Raw genomic sequence first — 18724 nt, forward strand, 5'->3', positions numbered from 1 at the left:
ACTGACCGACTACACCCGCCTGACCGACGGCACCACCATCGTCTCCAGCATCGACGACAACCACACCGTCACCACCGTCCCCACCGGACCACTGGCCCACGCCAACCTCACCTTCGACCGACGCCTCGCCCACAAAACCAGAACCAGGAAAGAACACCAGAAGACCCGCGACCACTGGAACTACATCACCCGCCTCACCTTCCAGACCGTCGGAGCCTCCGCAATGGTCGTTGAGGAACCCATCCCCTTCTAGTTGATGATCTCCCCGCACGGGGTCTCCAGCCTCACCCGCCACTGCCCCAGTGCATCCGGAGCCAGACGGGTCCATTCGGTGATCACCCGCACCACCCGGATCGGTGCCTCGCTGCGGTAGGAACGGGTCGGGTTCCCCGGGAACTTCTTGTCCGTGACATTCGGATCATCGACGAAGTTCCCCACCGGCTCCACCTCGTAGACATGCGGCGCTCCCCCGCGCCGTCCACCAGAGCCGTGAAATACACGTGATTCATCACGACCTCAGGGCGGTAGTTCGACCGGAACCCCGGCGACAGAAGGTCCCCGACAACCAGGGCGGCAGCTGTGCCGTGGAAGAACGGACCCTCTTCAAGAGACATGTGCCCCTTGTCGGATTCGAACCGACACTGAGCGGATTTTAAGTCCGCTGCCTCTGCCAATTGGGCTAAAGGGGCGCACACCACAACCTACCCGGTGGGGGCACCCCTTTCCCCCACGACCCCGCTCTCTCGACAGCCCCCTACGCAGGATTCAACGACGCCACGAAGTCCAACTTGTCGAGCACCGGCGACGGGATAACGAACGGGTACAGGTCGTCACTGCCCATCGAGCGGTTCACCATGTTCAGTGCGGTGGACAGTGGCACCCATACCGAGGTCACCAGCTCACGGAACGACCGTCCCTCCACCGCCAGCGGGGAAATCAACCCGTACCGGACCACTGTCTCCACAGTGTCAGAGATGTGCAGGTAGTGTGCCCAGGTTTCCGCGAAGTCCTCGTACGGGTGCATCGTCGCGTACGCCGAGATGTGGGACTCCTCCCAGTTCTCCGGCGGCCCCTCTGAATAGTGCCTGTTGATCGTCTCCTGGTAATCGACCCGGTCGTCGCCGAACAGTTCCCTGGCCCGGGAAAGCACCTCCGCAGGACCGTTCTCGACGAACTGCCACTCGATATAGTGTCCGACCTCGTGGCGGAAATGCCCCGACATCATCCGGTAGACCTCGTCGAGCTGACTCTTCACGTACTCGCGGTGCACGCCGTCGGCCTCACCCAGATCGATGGTGACCACACCGTTCGCATGCCCCGTGACCACATTCTCGTCCACCGACGACAGCAGGTCGAAACACAGACCGTTCACCGGATCATCGGCCCGGTTGACCAGAGTAAAGCCCAGGGCGTCCAGCTCCGCGAACAGATGACGCTTCGCCCGTTCCGACATCAGGAAATTACTGAGTCCCACGGCGTCCTCGTCATTCGGACGTGTGCGGGTGAAGTCACAGGCCTCGCACTGGTCGCCGGCCGTCTGCACCAGCCAGGTGCACCCTGACAGGTCGAGGTTGCGGCACACGTGCCAGGAGACGCCCCCACTGTCGACATAGACACCCTCGCCGTCGAGCGGGACGATGTTCTGCTCACTGCGGGAGTAGCCGAGCTCAGACCCGCACCCGACGCACACGGAGTTCTCGAAAAACAGGTCATTGCCGCAGTTCCGGCAGCTGCACGCTTTCATCAGCTGAGTTTGGCACAGCGGATTCACGCGTGCCGGGCGACAACCTCCGCCAGCAGCCCGTCGAGGATGTCTTTCTCGCTCACCGTGATCGTCTCCAGTCCCTGATCCAGGAAACGGGACGCCACGGCGTCGAACACCAGGCAGCCACCACCGATGACATCGGCACGTCCCGGGTGCATCACCGGGTACGCGCGGCGGGTCTCCACCGACTCGCCCAGCACCCGGCGGGCGGTCTCCCGGAACCCGTCCAACGGTAGGGACGCCATATGCGTCTGTGACGGGTCATAGGCGTCCAGTCCGAGGTGTACCGCCGCCAACGTGGTCATCGTGCCGGCCACACCGACGACCCGGGTCACCGTTCCGAGATCGACATGCCCGGCAGCCTCGTCGAGCTGCCCGGCGACATACTCCGCCGCCGCCTCAGTTTCGGACGCCACGGGCGGGTCCGAATGCAGGAAACGCTCCGTCAGTCGCACACAGCCCATCCGGGTCGAGTACGCGCCGCCGCGACCGGCATCCACCACGAACTCGGTGGAACCACCGCCGAGGTCGAAGACCAGCGTATGACCGTCCTGCGGGGGCAGGTCGATGACTGCACCGGCGAAGGAGAGCTCCGCCTCCCGCTCACCAGGGATGACCTCGGCCTGCGCCCCGGAACGGACCCGCCCCAGGTGACGCCGCGTCATCGCGAAGAACTCCTCGCGGTTGGAGGCGTCACGTGTCGCGGAGGTCGCGCCCATCACCACGTCCACCGCACCGAGCGACACCATGCGGTCGGCGTAGATCTCCAGGGCGGCGTCCACCCGGGCCAGAGCCTCGTCGGCGAAGCGTCCGGTGGCGTCGACGTCCTGGCCGAGACGCACGATGATGTTGTCCCGGTTCAGCTCGGTCAGGGAACCGTCCGCCTCAACCCGGGAGACGAGCAGGCGGATGGAGTTCGTCCCGCAGTCGATCGCGGCGAAGACGCTCACTTGAGCTCCTCCGACTCGTCGAAGGCGGCCTCCACAGAGGTCCCGAGGTCCTCCGGGGTCGGCCAGTCCGCCGGGATCGCGGTACCGGAGAGTTTCGGATTGTTCGCCGCGGCCAGTGCCACGGCTTCCGTCCCGAGTCGCACCCGGTCCGGCCCCTCGGCCAGGGCGTAGGCGATGAGCACGTGGAGGCACTTCACCCGGTCAGGCATGCCGCCGCCGGAGAAATCCGTACCCAGTGATTCGATGGCGTTGCGCTCGGCCAGGTAGTGCTCGTGGGCGGCCAGGTAGTCCGCCGCCAGGGTGGCGTCCTCCCTGAGACGTGCCTGCATCGTGCGCATCACACCGGCGACCTCGAGACGGGAGGCCTCCGCGGTAAGCCGCGGGTCGGTGAGGTAGTAGAGCGTGGGGAACGGGGTGCCGTCGGGGAGCTTCGGGGCGGTCTTCACCACGGCCGGCTGACCGTCCGGGGTGCGGTAGGAGACCTCGACGGCCCCCCGGATCTTCCGTCCCAGCTGGTGGGACATGATCTCGAAGTCCTCGTCGGACACGCTCATCGGGTGTTTCTTCTCTCTGTGACTCAGTGCGGTTGGCTCGGTGCAGTTACTGTTCAGGCGCAGGATCCGGGGCGACCGGCAGGTTCGGAGACTCGCCCTCCGGCGGCGGGGCGTCCTCATCCGCCTCGTCCTCGGCGTCCGGCGGGGTGGTGACCGATCCCCACAGCTGGCTGTACCAGGGGGTCTCGGGCTCGTCGGACTCCGTCACCTCACCGGGCACGTAGTCGGCGCCGGAGTCGATGCCCGGGTCGAGCAGTCGCCAGGCGGTCTCCCCTGGTTCGACCAGACCGAGGCGGGTACGGGCCTGCTCCTTGAGGTAGGCCTCGCTGCCGTACTTCTCGATCTCCTCGGTCAGCGCCTGTTTCTCCGCCTCCTGGCGTTCGATCTTGGCGGTGACCTCGGCGATGTCCGCCCGCTGCTCGAAGTAGTTGCGCAGCGGCTGGGACACCGAGATGACCACCGCGGCCAGGACGAGCACGGCGATCAGCAGAACACCCGGATTCACCGAGGATTTCAGCTGCACGAACGAACGTGCCAGCTGTCGTGGTGCATCCTTCGCCGCGCGGGCACGGCGGGACCGCGCCTCGGTGGACCGCGGCGCGGGGAGGTGTTCCGGTGACTCCGTCATACGGCGGATTCTACTTCGCGGTGAAGCGCGGGAAAGCCGACGCACCGGCGTAGGTGGCGGCGCCCTCCAGGTAGCTCTCGATACGCAGCAGCTGGTTGTACTTCGCGACACGCTCGGAGCGGGCCGGGGCACCGGTCTTGATCTGGCCGCAGTTCAGGGCGACAGCGAGATCGGCGATGGTGGTGTCCTCGGTCTCACCGGAACGGTGGGACATCATCGAGCGGTAACCGTTGTTGTGGGCCAGCGCGACGGCGTCGAGGGTCTCGGTGAGGGTACCGATCTGGTTCACCTTGACCAGCAGGGCGTTGGCGACGTTCTTGTCGATGCCCTCCTGCAGGCGGGCCGGGTTGGTGACGAAGAGGTCGTCACCGACGAGCTGCACCTTGTCGCCGATCTCGGCGGTCAGGGTGGCCCAACCCTCCCAGTCGTCCTCGTTCAGCGGGTCCTCGATGGAAACCAGGGCGTACTCCTCGACGAGTTCCTTGTAGACCTGCGCCATCTCGGCGGCGGAGTGCTGGCCGCCCTCGAAGTTGTAGACGTTCTTGTCGTTGTCGTAGAACTCGGACGCGGCGACGTCGAGGGCCAGGGCGACATCCTTACCCAGGGTGTAGCCGGCGGCGGTGACGGCCTCGTCGATGAGGTCGAGGGCCTCACGGGTGGAACCGACGGAGGGGGCGAAGCCACCCTCGTCACCCAGGCCGGTGGACAGCCCCTTGTCCTTGATGACCTTCTTCAGGGAGTGGTAGACCTCGGCGCCGGTGCGTAGTGCCTCGGAGAAGGTCTCCGCACCGATCGGGGCGATCATGAACTCCTGGACGTCGACGCCGGAGTCGGCGTGGGCGCCACCGTTGAGGATGTTCATCATCGGGACCGGGAGGACGTGGCCGTTCGGGCCGCCGACGTAGCGGAACAGGTGCAGGTTGGCAGACTCGGCCGCGGCCTTGGCGACGGCGAGCGAGACGCCGAGGATGGCGTTCGCGCCGAGGCGGGACTTGTTGTCGGTGCCGTCGAGCTCGATGAGCTTGGTGTCGATCAGGCGCTGGTCGTCGGCCTCGTAGCCGGCGAGGGCCTCGTCGATCTCACCGTTGACGAAGTCGACGGCCTGCTGGACACCCTTGCCCAGGTAGCGGTCACCGCCGTCACGCAGCTCGTGGGCCTCGTGCACGCCGGTGGAGGCGCCGGACGGGACGTCCGCCCGTCCGATGCTGCCGTCCTCGAGGAACACCTCGACCTCGACGGTCGGGTTGCCGCGGGAGTCAAGGATTTCGCGGGCGTTGATCTGCATGATTTCTGCCATGGGTGGTCAGCCTCCTCGGCTGGGTGAAGGAGCAGGAACGTGGTCGCCCACCATTGTTCCACAGTGGCCCGACGGTCAGTTCGCGGACTGCCCGAGCGCGTAGTTCGCGGCGGCGTCCCGCACGTCGGCGAGGTACCGGTCGGAGTGGTTGTAGGCGAAGACCGCACGGGTCCAGTCCTCGGCGGTGGAGAGGTCACGGTCGCCCGCGCACATCAGCCGACCTGCAGCGACGGCGGCGTCCGCGATGTTCTGGGGGTCGCCCTCGCCGTACATGCGCCAGGATTCCGGCAGGAACTGCAGCGGCCCGAGCGCCCGGTCGTACTCGGTGTCACCGTCGAGCCGGCCGCCGTCGGTGTCGGGGATCTCCATGAAACCACCGGTGCCGTCGAGCCTCGGGCCGATGATCTTCCCGTCCTCGACACCGTAGGTTCCATGGTGACTCTCCGCGTAGCCGAGCCCGGCCAGGGTGTTCCAGCGCAGACCACAGTCCGGCAGTTCCGCGGTGACGGTCTCCGTGGCGTCGAGGTAGGCGGTGAGGAAGTCCTCCGGGATCCGCAGGGCGGACGATGTCTCGGTGACATCCTCCACCGCAGCTGCGGCGGCCGGCGGGACATCCTCCGGGACCTGGAACCGGTCCGGAGCTGAGTCACGGGTACCGACGACCAGGGCACCGACCACCACGATGACCAGTACCAGCGCGGCGACGACGCCGGCGCACCCTGCAGGGCGTCTCACTCGGCCGCCAGGCAGAGGACGGCATCCAGGGACGCCGCGGACAGCTGGACCTCGGTTACACCGTCATCCCCGACGACCGACAGGGACGCCATGTCCGGGTAAGGCCGTTCGCCGACCTCGATGACCGCACCGGGGAGGATGCCGTGGTCCTCCAGGTAGCGGAGCAGCGCACCGTCGCGGTCGCTGACCCGGTCGACGAGCAGCCGGTCGCCGACCCCGGCGTCCGACAGGGGGACGGTGACGGACTCGGTGACACGGCCGTCCGGGTCGGGGATCGGGTCTCCGTGGGGGTCACGGTCGGGGTGCCCCATCGCCGCGTCGATCCGGGAGATGAAGAGGTCGGAGACGGCGTGCTCCAGGACCTCGGCCTCGTCGTGGACCTCGTCACGGCCGTAGCCGAGTTCCCGCTGCAGGTAGGTCTCGAGCAGCCGGTGCCGGCGGACCATCTGGAGGGCGAGCAGGCGTCCTTTCTCCGACAGGGTGATGTCCCCGTAGGGGGCGTGCAGGACGAGTCCCTCGGCGACGAGCCGCTTCACGGCCTCGGAGGCGGTGGACCGGCGCTGGTCGAGTTCGGCCGCCAGGGTCGACAGTGAGGCCCCGCCGGCCTCCCCGGACCCGGCGCGTCCCCATTCCTGGAGGTCGTAGATCTTCTTCAGGTAGTCCTGCGACCTGTCGGGGAGTTCGGAGACATGCATGGCGGGGAGTTTACCCGAGGGCACCCTGCCCTCCTCCGCGAACCGGGTTTCAGCATCCTGTACAGTTTGAGTTCAACATGACGAACTTCCAAGATTCAGGAGATGTAAATATATGCCCCGGACGACTGCACTGCTGACGGCCGCTGCCGTCACCGCCGCCGGCCTCACCGCCTGTTCAGCCGACGACGGAAACTCACCGCAGGTGCTCGCGACCTTCACGATCCTCGCCGACATCGCCTCCGAGGTCGCCGGAGATGCCCTCACCGTGGAATCCCTCACCCGACCCGGCGCGGAGATCCACGGCTACGACCCCACCCCGGGGGACATCCGCGCCGCCGCGGACGCCGACGTCATCCTCGCGAACGGCCTCAACCTCGAGAAGTGGCTCGACAAACTGATGGCAGACTCGGACGCCACCCGCGTCACCGTCACCGACGGCATCACCCCGATCCCGGTCGAAGGCACCGACGAGCCGAACCCGCACGCGTGGATGAGCCCCACGCTCGCCGCCGACTACGTCGACTCCATCGCCGACGCCTTCATCGACTACGCCCCGGCGGACGCCGACACCTTCCGCGACAACGCCGAGAACTACAAGGCACAGCTCGCGGAGGTGGAGACGACCATGCAGGAGGGTCTCGAGGCACTACCGGAGAACCAGCGCGCACTGCAGACCTGCGAGGGGGCGTTCAGCTACCTCACCCGCGAGGCCGGCATGTCCGAGAGCTACATCTGGCCGGTGAACTCCGGTGAGGAGATCACCCCCTCGCAGATCCGCCGGGCGGCGTCCTTCGTCACGGACAACGAGGTGCCGGCCGTGTTCTGCGAGTCCACCGTCGAATCCGGCCCGAAGGAGCAGCTGGTCCGGGCGACCGGTGCCCGCGACGGCGGCACCCTCTACGTCGACTCCCTCACCGAGGAGGGCGGGGACGCCCCCACCTACCTGGACCTCATCCGCTACGACACCGACACCATCATCAGGGGCCTCACCGGGGATGATGCGGAGTGAGTGCGATCGAGGTCAGCGATCTTTCGGTGCACTACGGCCAGGTCCACGCCCTCGACGGCGTGGACCTGCGACTGGAGCACGGCCAGGTCAACGGATTGATCGGAACGAACGGCTCCGGCAAATCCACGTTGTTCAACACCCTCATGGGTGAGATCACCCCGACCCGTGGCACCGTCGAGGTCGCCGACCGGGCCGGACACCTGGTCTCCTACGTGCCACAGGCCGAGGCGGTGGACTGGACCTTCCCGCTGACCGTCGGCGAGGTCGTCATGACCGGACGCTACGGGCACATGGGATTCCTGCGCCGACCGCGTGCCACCGACCGGGACGCCGTGGCGGACGCGATGGCGCGCACCGACCTCACCGACCTGGCCGACCGCCAGATCGGTCAGCTGTCCGGCGGGCAGAAGAAGCGGACCTTCGTCGCCCGAGGCCTGGCGCAGCAGGCCCGGACCGTGCTGCTCGACGAACCGTTCGCGGGTGTGGACACCACCAGTCAGGCGATGATCACCGGGCTGCTGCACGAGATGGCGGCGTCCGGGGTGTGCATCCTCATCTCGACCCACGACCTGGGGTCAGTGGAGGCCCTGTGTGACACGGTGACCATGCTGCACAGCCGCGTCATCGCCCACGGTGTCCCCTCGGAGGTCATGACCACCGACAACCTGCTGACCACGTTCGGGATGGTGGCCTGAGATGCTGACCTACGAATTCATCCAACGTGCACTGCTCGTCTCCACCGTCACCGCGGTCACCGCAGGACTGCTGTCCTGCTGGCTGGTGCTCATCGGCTGGTCCCTCATGGGGGACGCGGTCTCCCACGCGGTCCTGCCCGGTGTGGTCATCTCCTATATCGTCGGATGGCCCTTCGCCATCGGCGCCCTGATCGCCGCACTCATCGCCGTCACTCTCGTCGGCACCGTCGGGGAACGGACCACACTCAAGGGGGACACCGCCATCGGCGTGGTCTTCACCGCACTGTTCGCCCTCGGGCTCGTGCTCGTCTCGGTCACCCCGGCGGGGACGAACCTCCAGGAGATCCTCTTCGGCAACCTGCTCGGGATCTCCCGCGACGCCCTGGTCCAGGTCCTCCTCTTCGGTGCGGTCGCCCTGGTCGTCATGCTCGTCCTGCGCCGCAACATCACCGTCTGGGCCTTCGACCCTGCCCACGCGCGCGCCGTCGGTGTCCCGACCGGACTCATCCGAGGCGCGGTGATGGTGTGCCTCGCCCTGGTGGTCGTCGCCGCGATGCAGGCGGTGGGCGTCATCCTCGTCGTCGCCATGCTCATCACCCCCGGTGCGACCGCCTACCTGCTGACCCGCCGGATCAACCGGATGCTGGTCATCGCCCCCCTGGCGGCCTGGGTCAGTTCCGTCGCCGGTATCACCCTGAGCTACCGCTACGACGTCTCCGCCGGCGGAACGATCGTGCTCTTCCAGGCGGGACTTTTCGTCCTGGCCTACCTCTTCGCCCCTCGCGAGGGGCTGGTCACTGCTCCCCTGCTGCAGCGTCATCGGCGGTCTCAGCACCCCACCCCGCCTGACGCTGCTCCAGCTGACGCCGGAACGTCGACACCGCGGTCATGAGCCGGTTCTCGGCGTCCCCGGGCTGGTCGGACTCCAGCCCGACCATCGGGTAACGGATGTCGGTGGGGATCTCGGTGTCCGGCAGACCGGCGGCACGGGCGACGGCGATGACCTCCTCCGCCGCAGCAAGGGGGGACGCCGCAGCCTGCAGTCCGGTGACCGCGGGGAACTCCTCGGCCTCCGGCTCCTCCCGCTTGTAGGGTTCCTTGCCTTCACGGACCCGCCCCTCTGCCCACAGCCGGTCCTGCTCCTCGCGGGACACCGGACGCTCCGCCTCCTCGAAGAGGTAGGGGGCACGGTTACGCATCTTCGCCACGAAGGCGCCGGCTACGTGGCCGATGTCGAAGAATCCCCGCCGGTTCGCGATCTCGGCGTGGAAGAGAACCTGCAGCAGCAGGTCGGAGAGCTCCTTGCACAGCTCCTGTTCGTCGTAGCTCCCGGCGGCATCCCCGGCAGCGATGACCTCGGCGAGTTCCTCGGTCTCCTCCCTCAGGTAGGCCAGCAGGCTGGCGTGGGTCTGTTCCTGTTCCCACTCCCCCTGACGCACTGCGCGGGCCATGAGGGCGACCGCGTCCTCCAGTTCGTCGATGACCGACCCCGGCACCTCGGTACGGGTGGTGCGTCGCATCCCGGCCACGGCGACCGTGTGCTCGTCGGTACCGACGATCTCGCCGTCAACGTATCCCCCACCGGAGACGTCGATCTCAGGCGGCCCGTCGACAGCGGGTTCAGGCGCCTCCAGCTCGCGGTCCGGTTCCATCGCGACCAGCAGACTGGGCGAGCGCACCAGGTCCTCGCGACGGTTCAACCGCGCCAGGACCTGCTCGTTCTCCGGGTCGGTGGTGACCAGGACCTCGGCCTCCTCGACGGTGTGACCACCCAGATCGGCGATCACCCAACGGATCCGTACCGGCACCTCCTCGGTGTACGAGACGTCGCCACCGAGCAACGGGACGGCATCGACCGGGAGCATCGCGGGGAACCGTGGATCCAGGAGTACGACTGACATGCACGTAAGTCTAGCGGGTGACGGGCTCTCCCTCACGCAGGTTGCGTCGCGGAACCCCGGCGAGGTCCGTCAGGGCGTTCGCGCACCACTGCAGCAGGTCGTCGTCACGGAGCAGAACGGCCCGCATTCCGGAGCCCTCCTTCGGCGCGGGAATGAGCACCGTCTTCGGCGTCGCACGGTACACCGCCGCCGGGAAGAGTCGCTTGAGACGCACCTGACCGGAGTCCGGGAGATTGACTGCGGAGAAACTGATCTTCGTGCCGGTCTGGATCACCTCGGTGATGTCCAGGTCGCGGCAGAGCATCCGCAGTCGGGAGACCACCGTGAGCCGCTCAACCTCCTCCGGGAAGTCACCGTAGCGGTCGACGAGCTCCTCGAGGACACCGGCCAGGGTGTCGTCGTCGGCGGCCTCGGCGAACTTGCGGTATGCCTCCAGACGCAGGCGTTCACTGGCGATGTAGGTCACCGGGATGTGGGCGTCGACCGGCAGGTCGATCCGGATCTCCTTCTTCTCCTTGTCGGAACCGTCGACGACCTCGCCGTCGGCCATCGCCCGGTAGGCCTCCACCGCCTCACCGACGAGCCGGACGTAGAGGTCGAATCCGACCCCGGCGATGTGACCGGACTGCTCGGCGCCGAGCACATTGCCCGCACCACGCATCTCCAGGTCTTTCATCGCCACGGCCATACCGGCGCCGAGGTCGTTGTTCTCGGCGATGGTGCGCAGCCGGTCGTAGGAGGTCTCGGTGAGCATCTCCCCCTTGGGGTAGAAGAAGTAGGCGTAGGCGCGCTCGCGGGAGCGCCCCACCCGGCCACGCAGCTGGTGGAGCTGGGACAGTCCCATATGGTTCGAGTTCTCCACGATGAGCGTGTTGGCGTTGGCGATGTCCAGTCCGGTCTCGACGATGGTTGTGCACACCAGCACGTCGAACTCCCGGTCCCAGAACCCCTGGACCGTGGTCTCCAACTGCTCCTCGCTCATCTGCCCGTGGGCGACGACGACACGCGCCTCCGGGACAAGCTCGCGGATGTGCGCCGCGGCGTCCTCGATGGATTTCACCCGGTTGTGGACGTAGAAGACCTGACCGTCGCGCAGCAGCTCACGCCGGATCGCCGCGGCGACGTGCCGGTCGTCCTGTGCTCCGACGTAGGTCAGCACGGGGTGCCGGTCCTCCGGCGGGGTGAGGATCGTCGACATCTCCCGGATGCCGGTCATCGACATCTCCAGGGTGCGCGGGATCGGGGTGGCGGACATGGTGAGCACGTCGACGTGGGTGCGCAGCGAGGTGATGTGCTCCTTGTGCTCCACGCCGAAACGCTGCTCCTCGTCGACGATGACCAGACCGAGATTCTTCCACTGCACGCCGGTCGCCAGCAGCCGGTGGGTGCCGACGACGATGTCGACTGTGCCGTCGGCCATGCCGGCGAGGGTCTCCTTCGACTCCCTGCCCGTGGTGAAGCGGGACAGTTCGCGGATCACCGTCGGGAAGTCCTGCATCCGGTCGACGAAGGTCCGGTAGTGCTGCTGGGCCAGCAGGGTGGTCGGCACGAGGATCGCGACCTGCTTGCCGGACTGCACCGCCTTGAAGGCGGCACGCACCGCGACCTCGGTCTTGCCGTAGCCGACGTCACCGACGATGACGCGGTCCATCGGCACCGGCTTCTCCATGTCGGCCTTGACCGCCTCGATGGCGTTGTACTGGTCCTCGGTCTCGGTGAAGGGGAAGGCCTCCTCCATCTGCCGGGTCCACTGGTTGTCCGGATCGAAGGCGAACCCCGGTGCGGCCTGCCGGGCGGCGTAGAGCTGCACCAGTTCCGCGGCGATCTCGCGCACGGCACCGCGCGCCTTCTTCTTCGCCGTCTTCCAGTCCGAGCCGCCCATCTTCGACAGGGCGGGCTTCTCGCCGCCGACATAGCGGGAAAGCATGTCGAGCTGGTCCATCGGCACGTAGAGCTGGTCGCCGGGGCCACCGCGCTTGCTCGGCGCGTACTCCAGCACCAGGTACTCGCGGCGGGACGCGTCGGCGCCCTTGCCGATGGTGCGCTCGGTCATCTTCACGAAGCGGCCGATGCCGTGCTGGTCGTGGACGACGAGATCGCCGGGCTCCAGGGCCAGCGGATCGACCCGGTTGCGCTTCTTCGCGGCCTTGCGTTTACCGGTGGCACGAGCGTCCACCCGGTTGCCGGTGACATCCGACTCGGTGATGAACAGCAGGTCGCGGGTATCGACACCGCCGTGGGCGACGGCGGCGTAGATGCTCACAGTACCGGCGCCGGGGGTGTCGGCGGTGGAGCGTTTCGAACGGCGCATCCGACCCTGACCGGTGATCCCGTCGAGGTCCACGCCGACCGCCTCGGCGGCGATCCCCGCCTCACGGAACCGGCGGAGCATCCGGGCCACGACAGTGGCGTTGGGCGCGGCGTAGGCGACCCGGCCGTCGGCCTCGACACGTTCGCGGACGGCGGCCATCATCTGTCCGATAGCGTCGACGTCGCCGTGCGGGGCGGGTGCCGGGGCGAAGTCGAGCAGCAGCGGCTCGGCATCCTCCTCCGCGTCCTCGGTCTCCCAGTCGGCGAGGCCGGTCGGCGACACGGTCCACCACGGCCGCCCCAGGGCGTCCTGCGTCTTCTCCAGGCTACGGACGCTGCGGTATCCGGCACGGTCGGCGGACTCCGGGTCGATCGCACCGACGTCGACCGGCGCGGCCGCACCCATCGCGGCGACCTCCCAGCCGGCGGCGAGGAACTCCTTGCCGGTGGCGATGAGGTCCTCGGCCCGACGGGCGACCGCGCCCGGGGTGAGTTCGACGGTGTGGGTGCCCTCCGGCATGAGTTCGGGGAGCGTCTGCATCGTGCCGTCGAAGAGCACCGGGATGAGGGACTCCATGCCCTGCACCGGCATGTGCTGGCTGATCTTGTCGAGGGCGTCCGCCAACTCCGGGTTGCCGGCGTTCTCGCGGGCGAGGACGCCGGCGCGCTCGGCGATGTGGTCGGTGATGAGCAGCTCACGCACCGGGTGGACGAGAACCTCACCGGGGTCGACACCGGGTACGGTGCGCTGGTCGCCGACGGAGAAGACCCGGACCTCGCTGACCTCGTCGCCCCAGAAGTCGACACGTACCGGCATCTCACCGGTACCCGGGAAGATGTCGAGGATGCCGCCGCGGGTGGCGAACTCTCCGCGGCGTCCAACCACGTCGGCGTGGGTGTACCCCAACTCGACGAGGCGTTCCTGTACCTCGGAGAAGTCCAGCTCCTCCCCCTCCGCCAGACGGACCGGGGTGATGTCCCCGAGGCCCGCCATCACCGGTTGGACGGCGGCGCGGGTCGGGGCGACAACGACCTTGAGTTCGCCGTGCGCCAGCCGGTGCAGGACGCGCATCCGCTCGGCGACGGTGCCGATGCCCGGCGAGAGACGCTCATGGGGCAGCGTCTCCCAGGCGGGGAACTGCGCGACGACATCGCCGAGCATGGCGGTGAGTTCAGCGGTGAGGTCCTCGGCCTGGCGTCCCGTGGCGGTGATGACCAGCACCGGCGCGTGCTGGGCGAGGGTGCCGAGGGCGAAGGGCCAGGAGGCCTCCGGTCCCTGGATGTGCAGGCGGGAATCACCGACGTGGGTGACCAGACCCCGGAGTTTCGGATCGCCGGCGAGGGTGCGGAGGACGCCGGACAGGGCGGGGCTGGGGCTCGTGCTCATGGTGGTCCATCGTAGTGGTGGCGCGGACGCGGAAGGCGTGCGGTGGGTGCGGTACAGTGTCGCGGAGACCTCAGGGCCTCTTTCCCCCATGGTGTAATGGCAACACTCCGGTTTTTGGTACCGGCATTCCAGGTTCGAGTCCTGGTGGGGGAGCAATCAGCGTCGGGGAACGCTCCCCGAAAACACCTCCTCTCTCACCCCCTTGTTATTCACTGTGAAACGGCCCACACAATGATCATGAGGAGCCAAGAATGTTCACCGGGAAGACCATCCGACTCCGGGGGCCGCCGGAACAACGCCACGCCGAACTCAATTCCGTGAAGCGCTCGGCTGACGGCGAGCCAGTGAAAATCCTGCAGGCCACGCCTCTGAAAGACACCTCGGTCGAGCAGAAGGACTACCGGCTCGAGGAGTTCACCAGAGACAACACCGACTACGTTGCGCTCTGGCGCAAGGGTCTTCCTCCCGGTGTGGGACGCAGAGGGAACGCCGGTGTTTGACGGGCCGTTGGATGGCGCGACCGATGTCGGCGGATCGAGCCCGTCCCTGACCGATCCACTCACCGGCAGCGTTGTGCTCCTCGGCGGTGAAGACGCCGGGAAGGAGGGGGATCTTGTCGGGTACGACACCCAGGGGACAACCGTGAACCGCTGCTCCACCGAGTTGGGCAACAACGGCACGAGGATCAGTTTGACAGGGATCTTTCACGAGCAGGACTCCGGCAATGAGAACTGGCGGGCACGCGCCCTCGTCGGAGTCGGGGATACTGATCTTCTCGACGACGTCGGGATTGCCGGCGACTTCGCCTTCTTCACGATGAGGGGGCGTCCTGTCTCGCACAGAGCCTGACGGGACCCCCACCAGGGCCTACGTCGTCCACATCCCGGACGGGAAGCTGGTGCATGAACCGGATGAGAGTTGCGGTTCTCTCAGACCTGATCAGGCCGTCACTTCCCTCGACAACAGCAAGGTCGTGTCCGGGAACACCATGTACGACTCCACTGACGATGTCCTCACCTGCGACTCCCTCCCTCTCTGGTCCTTGACGACGGCACAATGTGCGGGACCGGTACGTAGTGTCCAGGAGAAAGCGCGGGTCGGATCGCGGTCTCAATGAAGACCGGAGACGAGGAGGCACTCAAAGAAGACGGATACCTTCCGCTCTACGTCGACGAAGACGGTCGCGGCCGGTTCTCCGACAGCGTCAGCACGGACCGGGGCACCGAGAACGTCGTCTTCGTCCTGAACCCCACGGAGTAGGTGCCCGGGGACCGCGCGACTCGCCCTGCCCACCACCTCTCCCCCTACTCCCGGCATCTCCGGCGTTAGACTGACGAGGATTCCCTGTGACCAGTGACACGCTAAGGACACAACCACTGTGACTGTTGACCATCAGACCGACACATCGTCGGTCGCCGTCGTCGTACTCGCCGCCGGCGCCGGCACCCGCATGAAGTCGAAGACCCAGAAGACGCTGCACGCCATCGGCGGTCGCACGTTGCTCTCCCACAGTCTCCATGCCGCGGACGCCCTCCGTCCGTCCCGGATCGTCGCCGTCGTCGGCCACGGACGGGACCAGGTCGGCCCCGCCGCAGAGGCGATCGGTGAGGAACTGGACGCCGAGCTCGCCATCGCCGTACAGGAGGAGCAGAACGGCACCGGGGACGCCGTCGCCGCCGGTATGACGCAGCTCGAGGACTTCGAGGGCACCGTCATCGTCACCAACGCCGACGTCCCGCTGCTCACCGGCGACACGCTCACCGAACTGCTCGCCGCACACACCGAGGTGCCCACCGCCGTCACCGTGCTGACCATGCGGCTGCCCGACCCCTTCGGTTACGGGCGGATCATCCGCAACGAACAGGGTGAGGTCACCCACATCGCCGAGCAGAAGGACGCCACCGAAGCCGAGCGTGAGGTCGACGAGGTCAACTCCGGTGTCTTCGCCTTCGACGCCGGCGTCCTGCGGGATGCCCTGACCCGGCTGAACACCGACAACATGCAGGGCGAGCTGTACATCACCGATGTGCTCGGCATCGCGCGGGACGCCGGTCGTCCGGTCCGCGCCCACATCGCCGATGACGCCCGCGAGCTCGCCGGTGTCAACGACCGGGTGCAGCTCGCCGCCGCGGGTGCCGAGCTCAACCGGCGCACCGTCGAGGCCGCGATGCGCGGTGGAGCGACCGTGGTGGACCCCACAACCACCTGGATCGACGTGCAGGTGCAGATCGGCCAGGATGTGACGATCCTGCCCGGTGTCCAGCTCAAGGGCCGCACCACGCTGGCCGACGATGTCACCGTCGGGCCGGACTCCACCCTCGTCGACGTCACCGTCGGTGAGGGTGCGTCCGTGGTCCGTGCCCACGCCGTCGAGGCGGTCATCGGCGAGCGGGCGGACGTCGGGCCGTTCACCTACCTGCGCCCGGGCACCGTCCTCGGTGAGGAGGGCAAGCTCGGCGGCTTCGTCGAGTCGAAGAATGCCACCATCGGCAAGGGGTCGAAGGTGCCGCACCTGAGCTACATCGGGGACGCCACCGTCGGCGAGTACTCCAACATCGGCGCGTCCTCCGTCTTCGTCAACTACGACGGCGTCACCAAGCACCACACCACGGTCGGATCCCACGTGCGCACCGGCTCAGACACGATGTTCATCGCGCCGGTGACCGTGGGCGACGGTGTGTACTCCGGTGCCGGTACCGTGATCAAGGACGACGTGCCGGCCGGGGCCCTCGTGGTCTCCGGTGGCCACCAGCGCAACATCGAAGGCTGGGTGGAGCGTAAGCGCCCCGGAACGCCGGCCGCAGAGGCCGCGAAGAACGCCCGGGAAAGCACCGAAAGCACCGAGTAAGGGGGTCGGTTGGGCCCCCGCCCGGCCGCGCCCTAACATGATCTGTGTCATACCGCCTGCGTGCACAGGCGTGACCACCCCACCGAAAGGTCTGAAGAAGCCGTGTCCCACTGGATCGACAACCAGAAGAACCTGATGCTGTTCTCCGGTCGCGCCCACCCTGAACTGGGTGAAGCTGTGGCCCGTGAGCTGGGGATCGCCCTTACCCCGACCACTGCCCGCGATTTCGCCAACGGAGAGATCTTCGTCCGGTTCGAGGAGTCCGTCCGTGGGTCGGACGCTTTCGTGCTGCAGTCCTACCCGCAGCCCCTGAACAAGGCGATCATGGAACAGCTCATCATGATCGACGCCCTGAAGCGCGGCTCCGCCAAGCGCATCACCGCGATCCTGCCGTTCTACCCCTATGCCCGCCAGGACAAGAAGCACCGCGGCCGCGAGCCCATCTCCGCCCGCCTCATCGCCGACCTGATGAAGACCGCCGGTGCGGACCGGATCGTCGCCGTGGATCTCCACACCGACCAGATACAGGGCTTCTTCGACGGCCCGGTCGACCACATGCACGCGATGCCGATTCTCACGGACTACATCCGCGGGAAATACGGCGCCGACAACATCGCCATCGTCTCCCCCGACGCCGGCCGTGTGAAGACCGCCGAGAAGTGGTCCAACATCCTCGACGGTGCCCCGCTCGCCTTCGTGCACAAGACCCGTGACATCGACGTCGCCAACAAGGTCACCGCCAACCGCGTCATCGGTGACGTCGAGGGCCGCACCTGCATCCTCATCGACGACATGATCGACACCGGCGGAACCATCGCCGGTGCCGTCGAGGTGCTGCGCAAGGCAGGTGCCTCCGACGTCATCATCGCCACCACCCACGGTGTCTTCTCCGACCCGGCCCGTGAACGTCTCAACGCCTGCGGTGTGCGTGAGGTCATCACCACCGACACCCTCCCGCAGAACACGGAGGGCTGGGACAACCTCACCGTCCTGCCGATCGCGCCGCTGGTCGCGAAGACGATCCACGAGATCTTCGAGAACGGTTCGGTCACCACGCTGTTCGAGTGATAGACTCATCGCGTCTCGGCGAGGGCCGGTGAAATCACCGGCCGTTATCGGCGCGAATCCGTTCCCACTGCTTCTCCTTCAGGACAGCACGCGGGACGAAAACGCCGCGGCCCAGGTCGCGGCTTCTGTCATTTCACGGAGCCGTTCCTGACCGCAGCTGAGTCCGAACGTCGTTGTCCCGGTCAGAGGTCCTGACCAGAAACAGAAAAGGAGAGCCCCATGGCCACCAAGATCATCGACATCACCGCCCAGCCGCGCACCGAGTTCGGCAAGGGCGCCGCCCGCCGTCTGCGTCGCGCATGGCGCGTCCCTGCCGTCGTCTACGCCAACCACCAGGAGCCGGTCCACGTCAGCTTCGACCTGCTCGAGTTCCAGAGCATCCTGCGTAACCACGGTGTCAACGCCCTGGTCGACGTCGACGTCGACGGCGAGAAGTACCTCGCCCTCATCAAGTCCGTCGACCAGAACGTCCTGACCTTCGACATCGACCACGCCGACCTGCTCGCCGTGAAGCGCGACGAGACCGTCGAGGTCGACGTCCCCGTCGTCGTCGAGGGCGAGCCGGCCCCGGGTGTCGAGTACATCCAGGACGCCGACACCGTCACCGTCGAGGCCAACGTGCTCTCCATCCCGGAGGAGCTCACCGTCTCCCTCGACGGCAAGGAGATCGGCGACCAGATCCTGGCCGGCGACGTCACCCTCCCGGCCGGTGTCACCCTCACCTCCGACGCCGAGACCCTCGTCGTCAACTTCACCGCCCCGGAGGACAACGAGGCTGAGGCTGACGCCGCCGCCGAGGAGACCGGTGCCGAGGCTCCGGCCGCCGACGCCGCCGAGGAGGCCCCCGCCGGGGACGCGGAGTAGTCACACTCCCCCCTCCCC

At 67.3% G+C, this 18724-nt stretch carries 18 protein-coding genes, 2 tRNA genes and 2 pseudogenes; 11 read left to right on the forward strand and 11 right to left on the reverse strand.

Features of this window, described 5'->3' with window-relative positions; translation table 11 throughout:
• Positions 1–253 (forward strand): annotated as a pseudogene (locus Q0A27_RS00455) (hypothetical protein); the annotation flags it as partial.
• Here Q0A27_RS00455 and Q0A27_RS00460 read toward each other — a convergent pair.
• The 9 genes and pseudogenes from Q0A27_RS00460 to Q0A27_RS00500 form a co-directional block, all read right to left on the reverse strand.
• A pseudogene (locus tag Q0A27_RS00460) lies at positions 250–614 on the reverse strand (NAD(+)--rifampin ADP-ribosyltransferase). The pseudogenes Q0A27_RS00455 and Q0A27_RS00460 overlap by 4 nt on opposite strands.
• A 1-nt stretch (position 615) precedes the next feature.
• Positions 616–689: transfer RNA gene (locus Q0A27_RS00465), tRNA-Leu, on the reverse strand.
• 65 nt (positions 690–754) lie between these two features.
• Complete coding sequence (locus Q0A27_RS00470; RefSeq protein WP_291473130.1) at positions 755–1744, reverse strand: putative zinc-binding metallopeptidase; 990 nt, start codon at positions 1742–1744, stop codon at positions 755–757.
• A 23-nt stretch (positions 1745–1767) separates the two neighbouring features.
• Positions 1768–2715: a Ppx/GppA phosphatase family protein gene (locus Q0A27_RS00475; protein ID WP_291473131.1), complete on the reverse strand. Its 948-nt coding sequence runs from the start codon at positions 2713–2715 to the stop codon at positions 1768–1770.
• Entirely contained in the window at positions 2712–3269 is a 558-nt protein-coding gene (locus Q0A27_RS00480) for a DUF501 domain-containing protein (RefSeq protein WP_291473132.1), read from the reverse strand. The genes Q0A27_RS00475 and Q0A27_RS00480 overlap by 4 nt, the downstream gene beginning before the upstream one ends.
• A gap of 46 nt (positions 3270–3315) precedes the next feature.
• Entirely contained in the window at positions 3316–3897 is a 582-nt protein-coding gene (locus tag Q0A27_RS00485) for a septum formation initiator family protein (RefSeq protein WP_291473133.1), read from the reverse strand.
• Between the two features lie 10 nt (positions 3898–3907).
• On the reverse strand, positions 3908–5194 hold the full coding sequence (gene eno, locus Q0A27_RS00490; RefSeq protein WP_291473134.1) for a phosphopyruvate hydratase: 1287 nt from the start codon (positions 5192–5194) through the stop codon (positions 3908–3910).
• A gap of 75 nt (positions 5195–5269) precedes the next feature.
• Positions 5270–5929, reverse strand: coding sequence for a lytic transglycosylase domain-containing protein (locus tag Q0A27_RS00495; protein WP_291473135.1), 660 nt, complete (start codon positions 5927–5929; stop codon positions 5270–5272).
• Complete coding sequence (locus tag Q0A27_RS00500) at positions 5926–6624, reverse strand: metal-dependent transcriptional regulator (protein ID WP_291473136.1); 699 nt, start codon at positions 6622–6624, stop codon at positions 5926–5928. The genes Q0A27_RS00495 and Q0A27_RS00500 overlap by 4 nt, the downstream gene beginning before the upstream one ends.
• Before the next feature lie 112 nt (positions 6625–6736).
• Between Q0A27_RS00500 and Q0A27_RS00505 the strand changes: the two genes are divergently transcribed.
• The 3 genes from Q0A27_RS00505 to Q0A27_RS00515 are packed head-to-tail and all read left to right on the forward strand — an operon-like array spanning position 6737 to position 9220.
• Positions 6737–7633, forward strand: coding sequence for a zinc ABC transporter substrate-binding protein (locus tag Q0A27_RS00505; protein ID WP_291473137.1), 897 nt, complete (start codon positions 6737–6739; stop codon positions 7631–7633).
• Entirely contained in the window at positions 7630–8328 is a 699-nt protein-coding gene (locus Q0A27_RS00510) for a metal ABC transporter ATP-binding protein (protein ID WP_291473138.1), read from the forward strand. Before Q0A27_RS00505 ends, Q0A27_RS00510 begins: the two co-directional genes overlap by 4 nt.
• A 1-nt stretch (position 8329) precedes the next feature.
• Positions 8330–9220, forward strand: coding sequence for a metal ABC transporter permease (locus Q0A27_RS00515; RefSeq protein ID WP_291473139.1), 891 nt, complete (start codon positions 8330–8332; stop codon positions 9218–9220).
• On the opposite strand, the gene Q0A27_RS00520 is transcribed toward Q0A27_RS00515, so the two are convergent.
• Together Q0A27_RS00520 and mfd are read right to left on the reverse strand one after the other, a co-directional pair.
• Positions 9123–10229 (reverse strand): MazG nucleotide pyrophosphohydrolase domain-containing protein, encoded by a 1107-nt coding sequence (locus tag Q0A27_RS00520; RefSeq protein WP_291473140.1) that lies wholly within the window; start codon positions 10227–10229, stop codon positions 9123–9125. The two genes, Q0A27_RS00515 and Q0A27_RS00520, sit on opposite strands and share 98 nt — an antisense overlap.
• Positions 10230–10239: 10 nt before the next feature.
• Positions 10240–13926, reverse strand: coding sequence for a transcription-repair coupling factor (mfd, locus tag Q0A27_RS00525; RefSeq protein ID WP_291473141.1), 3687 nt, complete (start codon positions 13924–13926; stop codon positions 10240–10242).
• 82 nt (positions 13927–14008) lie between these two features.
• On the opposite strand from mfd, the gene Q0A27_RS00530 reads away from it, so the two are divergent.
• The 7 genes from Q0A27_RS00530 to Q0A27_RS00560 all read left to right on the forward strand — a co-directional run bounded on the left by Q0A27_RS00530 (position 14009) and on the right by Q0A27_RS00560 (position 18706).
• Positions 14009–14079, forward strand: a tRNA-Gln gene (locus Q0A27_RS00530).
• Between the two features lie 98 nt (positions 14080–14177).
• Positions 14178–14426 carry a hypothetical protein gene (locus tag Q0A27_RS00535; RefSeq protein ID WP_291473142.1) on the forward strand — a complete coding sequence of 83 codons (249 nt, stop codon included), beginning with the start codon at positions 14178–14180 and terminating at the stop codon, positions 14424–14426.
• Positions 14419–14775 carry a hypothetical protein gene (locus tag Q0A27_RS00540; protein WP_291473143.1) on the forward strand — a complete coding sequence of 119 codons (357 nt, stop codon included), beginning with the start codon at positions 14419–14421 and terminating at the stop codon, positions 14773–14775. The genes Q0A27_RS00535 and Q0A27_RS00540 overlap by 8 nt, the downstream gene beginning before the upstream one ends.
• A gap of 264 nt (positions 14776–15039) precedes the next feature.
• Entirely contained in the window at positions 15040–15186 is a 147-nt protein-coding gene (locus tag Q0A27_RS00545; RefSeq protein WP_291473144.1) for a hypothetical protein, read from the forward strand.
• Positions 15187–15304: 118 nt separating this feature from the next.
• Positions 15305–16774, forward strand: a complete 1470-nt coding sequence (glmU, locus tag Q0A27_RS00550; protein ID WP_291473145.1) for a bifunctional UDP-N-acetylglucosamine diphosphorylase/glucosamine-1-phosphate N-acetyltransferase GlmU — start codon at positions 15305–15307, stop codon at positions 16772–16774.
• Between the two features lie 102 nt (positions 16775–16876).
• Positions 16877–17842, forward strand: a complete 966-nt coding sequence (locus tag Q0A27_RS00555; protein ID WP_291473146.1) for a ribose-phosphate diphosphokinase — start codon at positions 16877–16879, stop codon at positions 17840–17842.
• Positions 17843–18061: 219 nt separating this feature from the next.
• The gene (locus Q0A27_RS00560) at positions 18062–18706 is read left to right on the forward strand and encodes a 50S ribosomal protein L25/general stress protein Ctc (protein ID WP_291473147.1); all 645 of its coding nucleotides are present in this window, start codon (positions 18062–18064) and stop codon (positions 18704–18706) included.
• The last annotated feature ends 18 nt before the right edge of the window (positions 18707–18724 follow it).

Source organism: Corynebacterium sp. (assembly GCF_022712275.1).
GTDB lineage: Bacteria > Actinomycetota > Actinomycetes > Mycobacteriales > Mycobacteriaceae > Corynebacterium.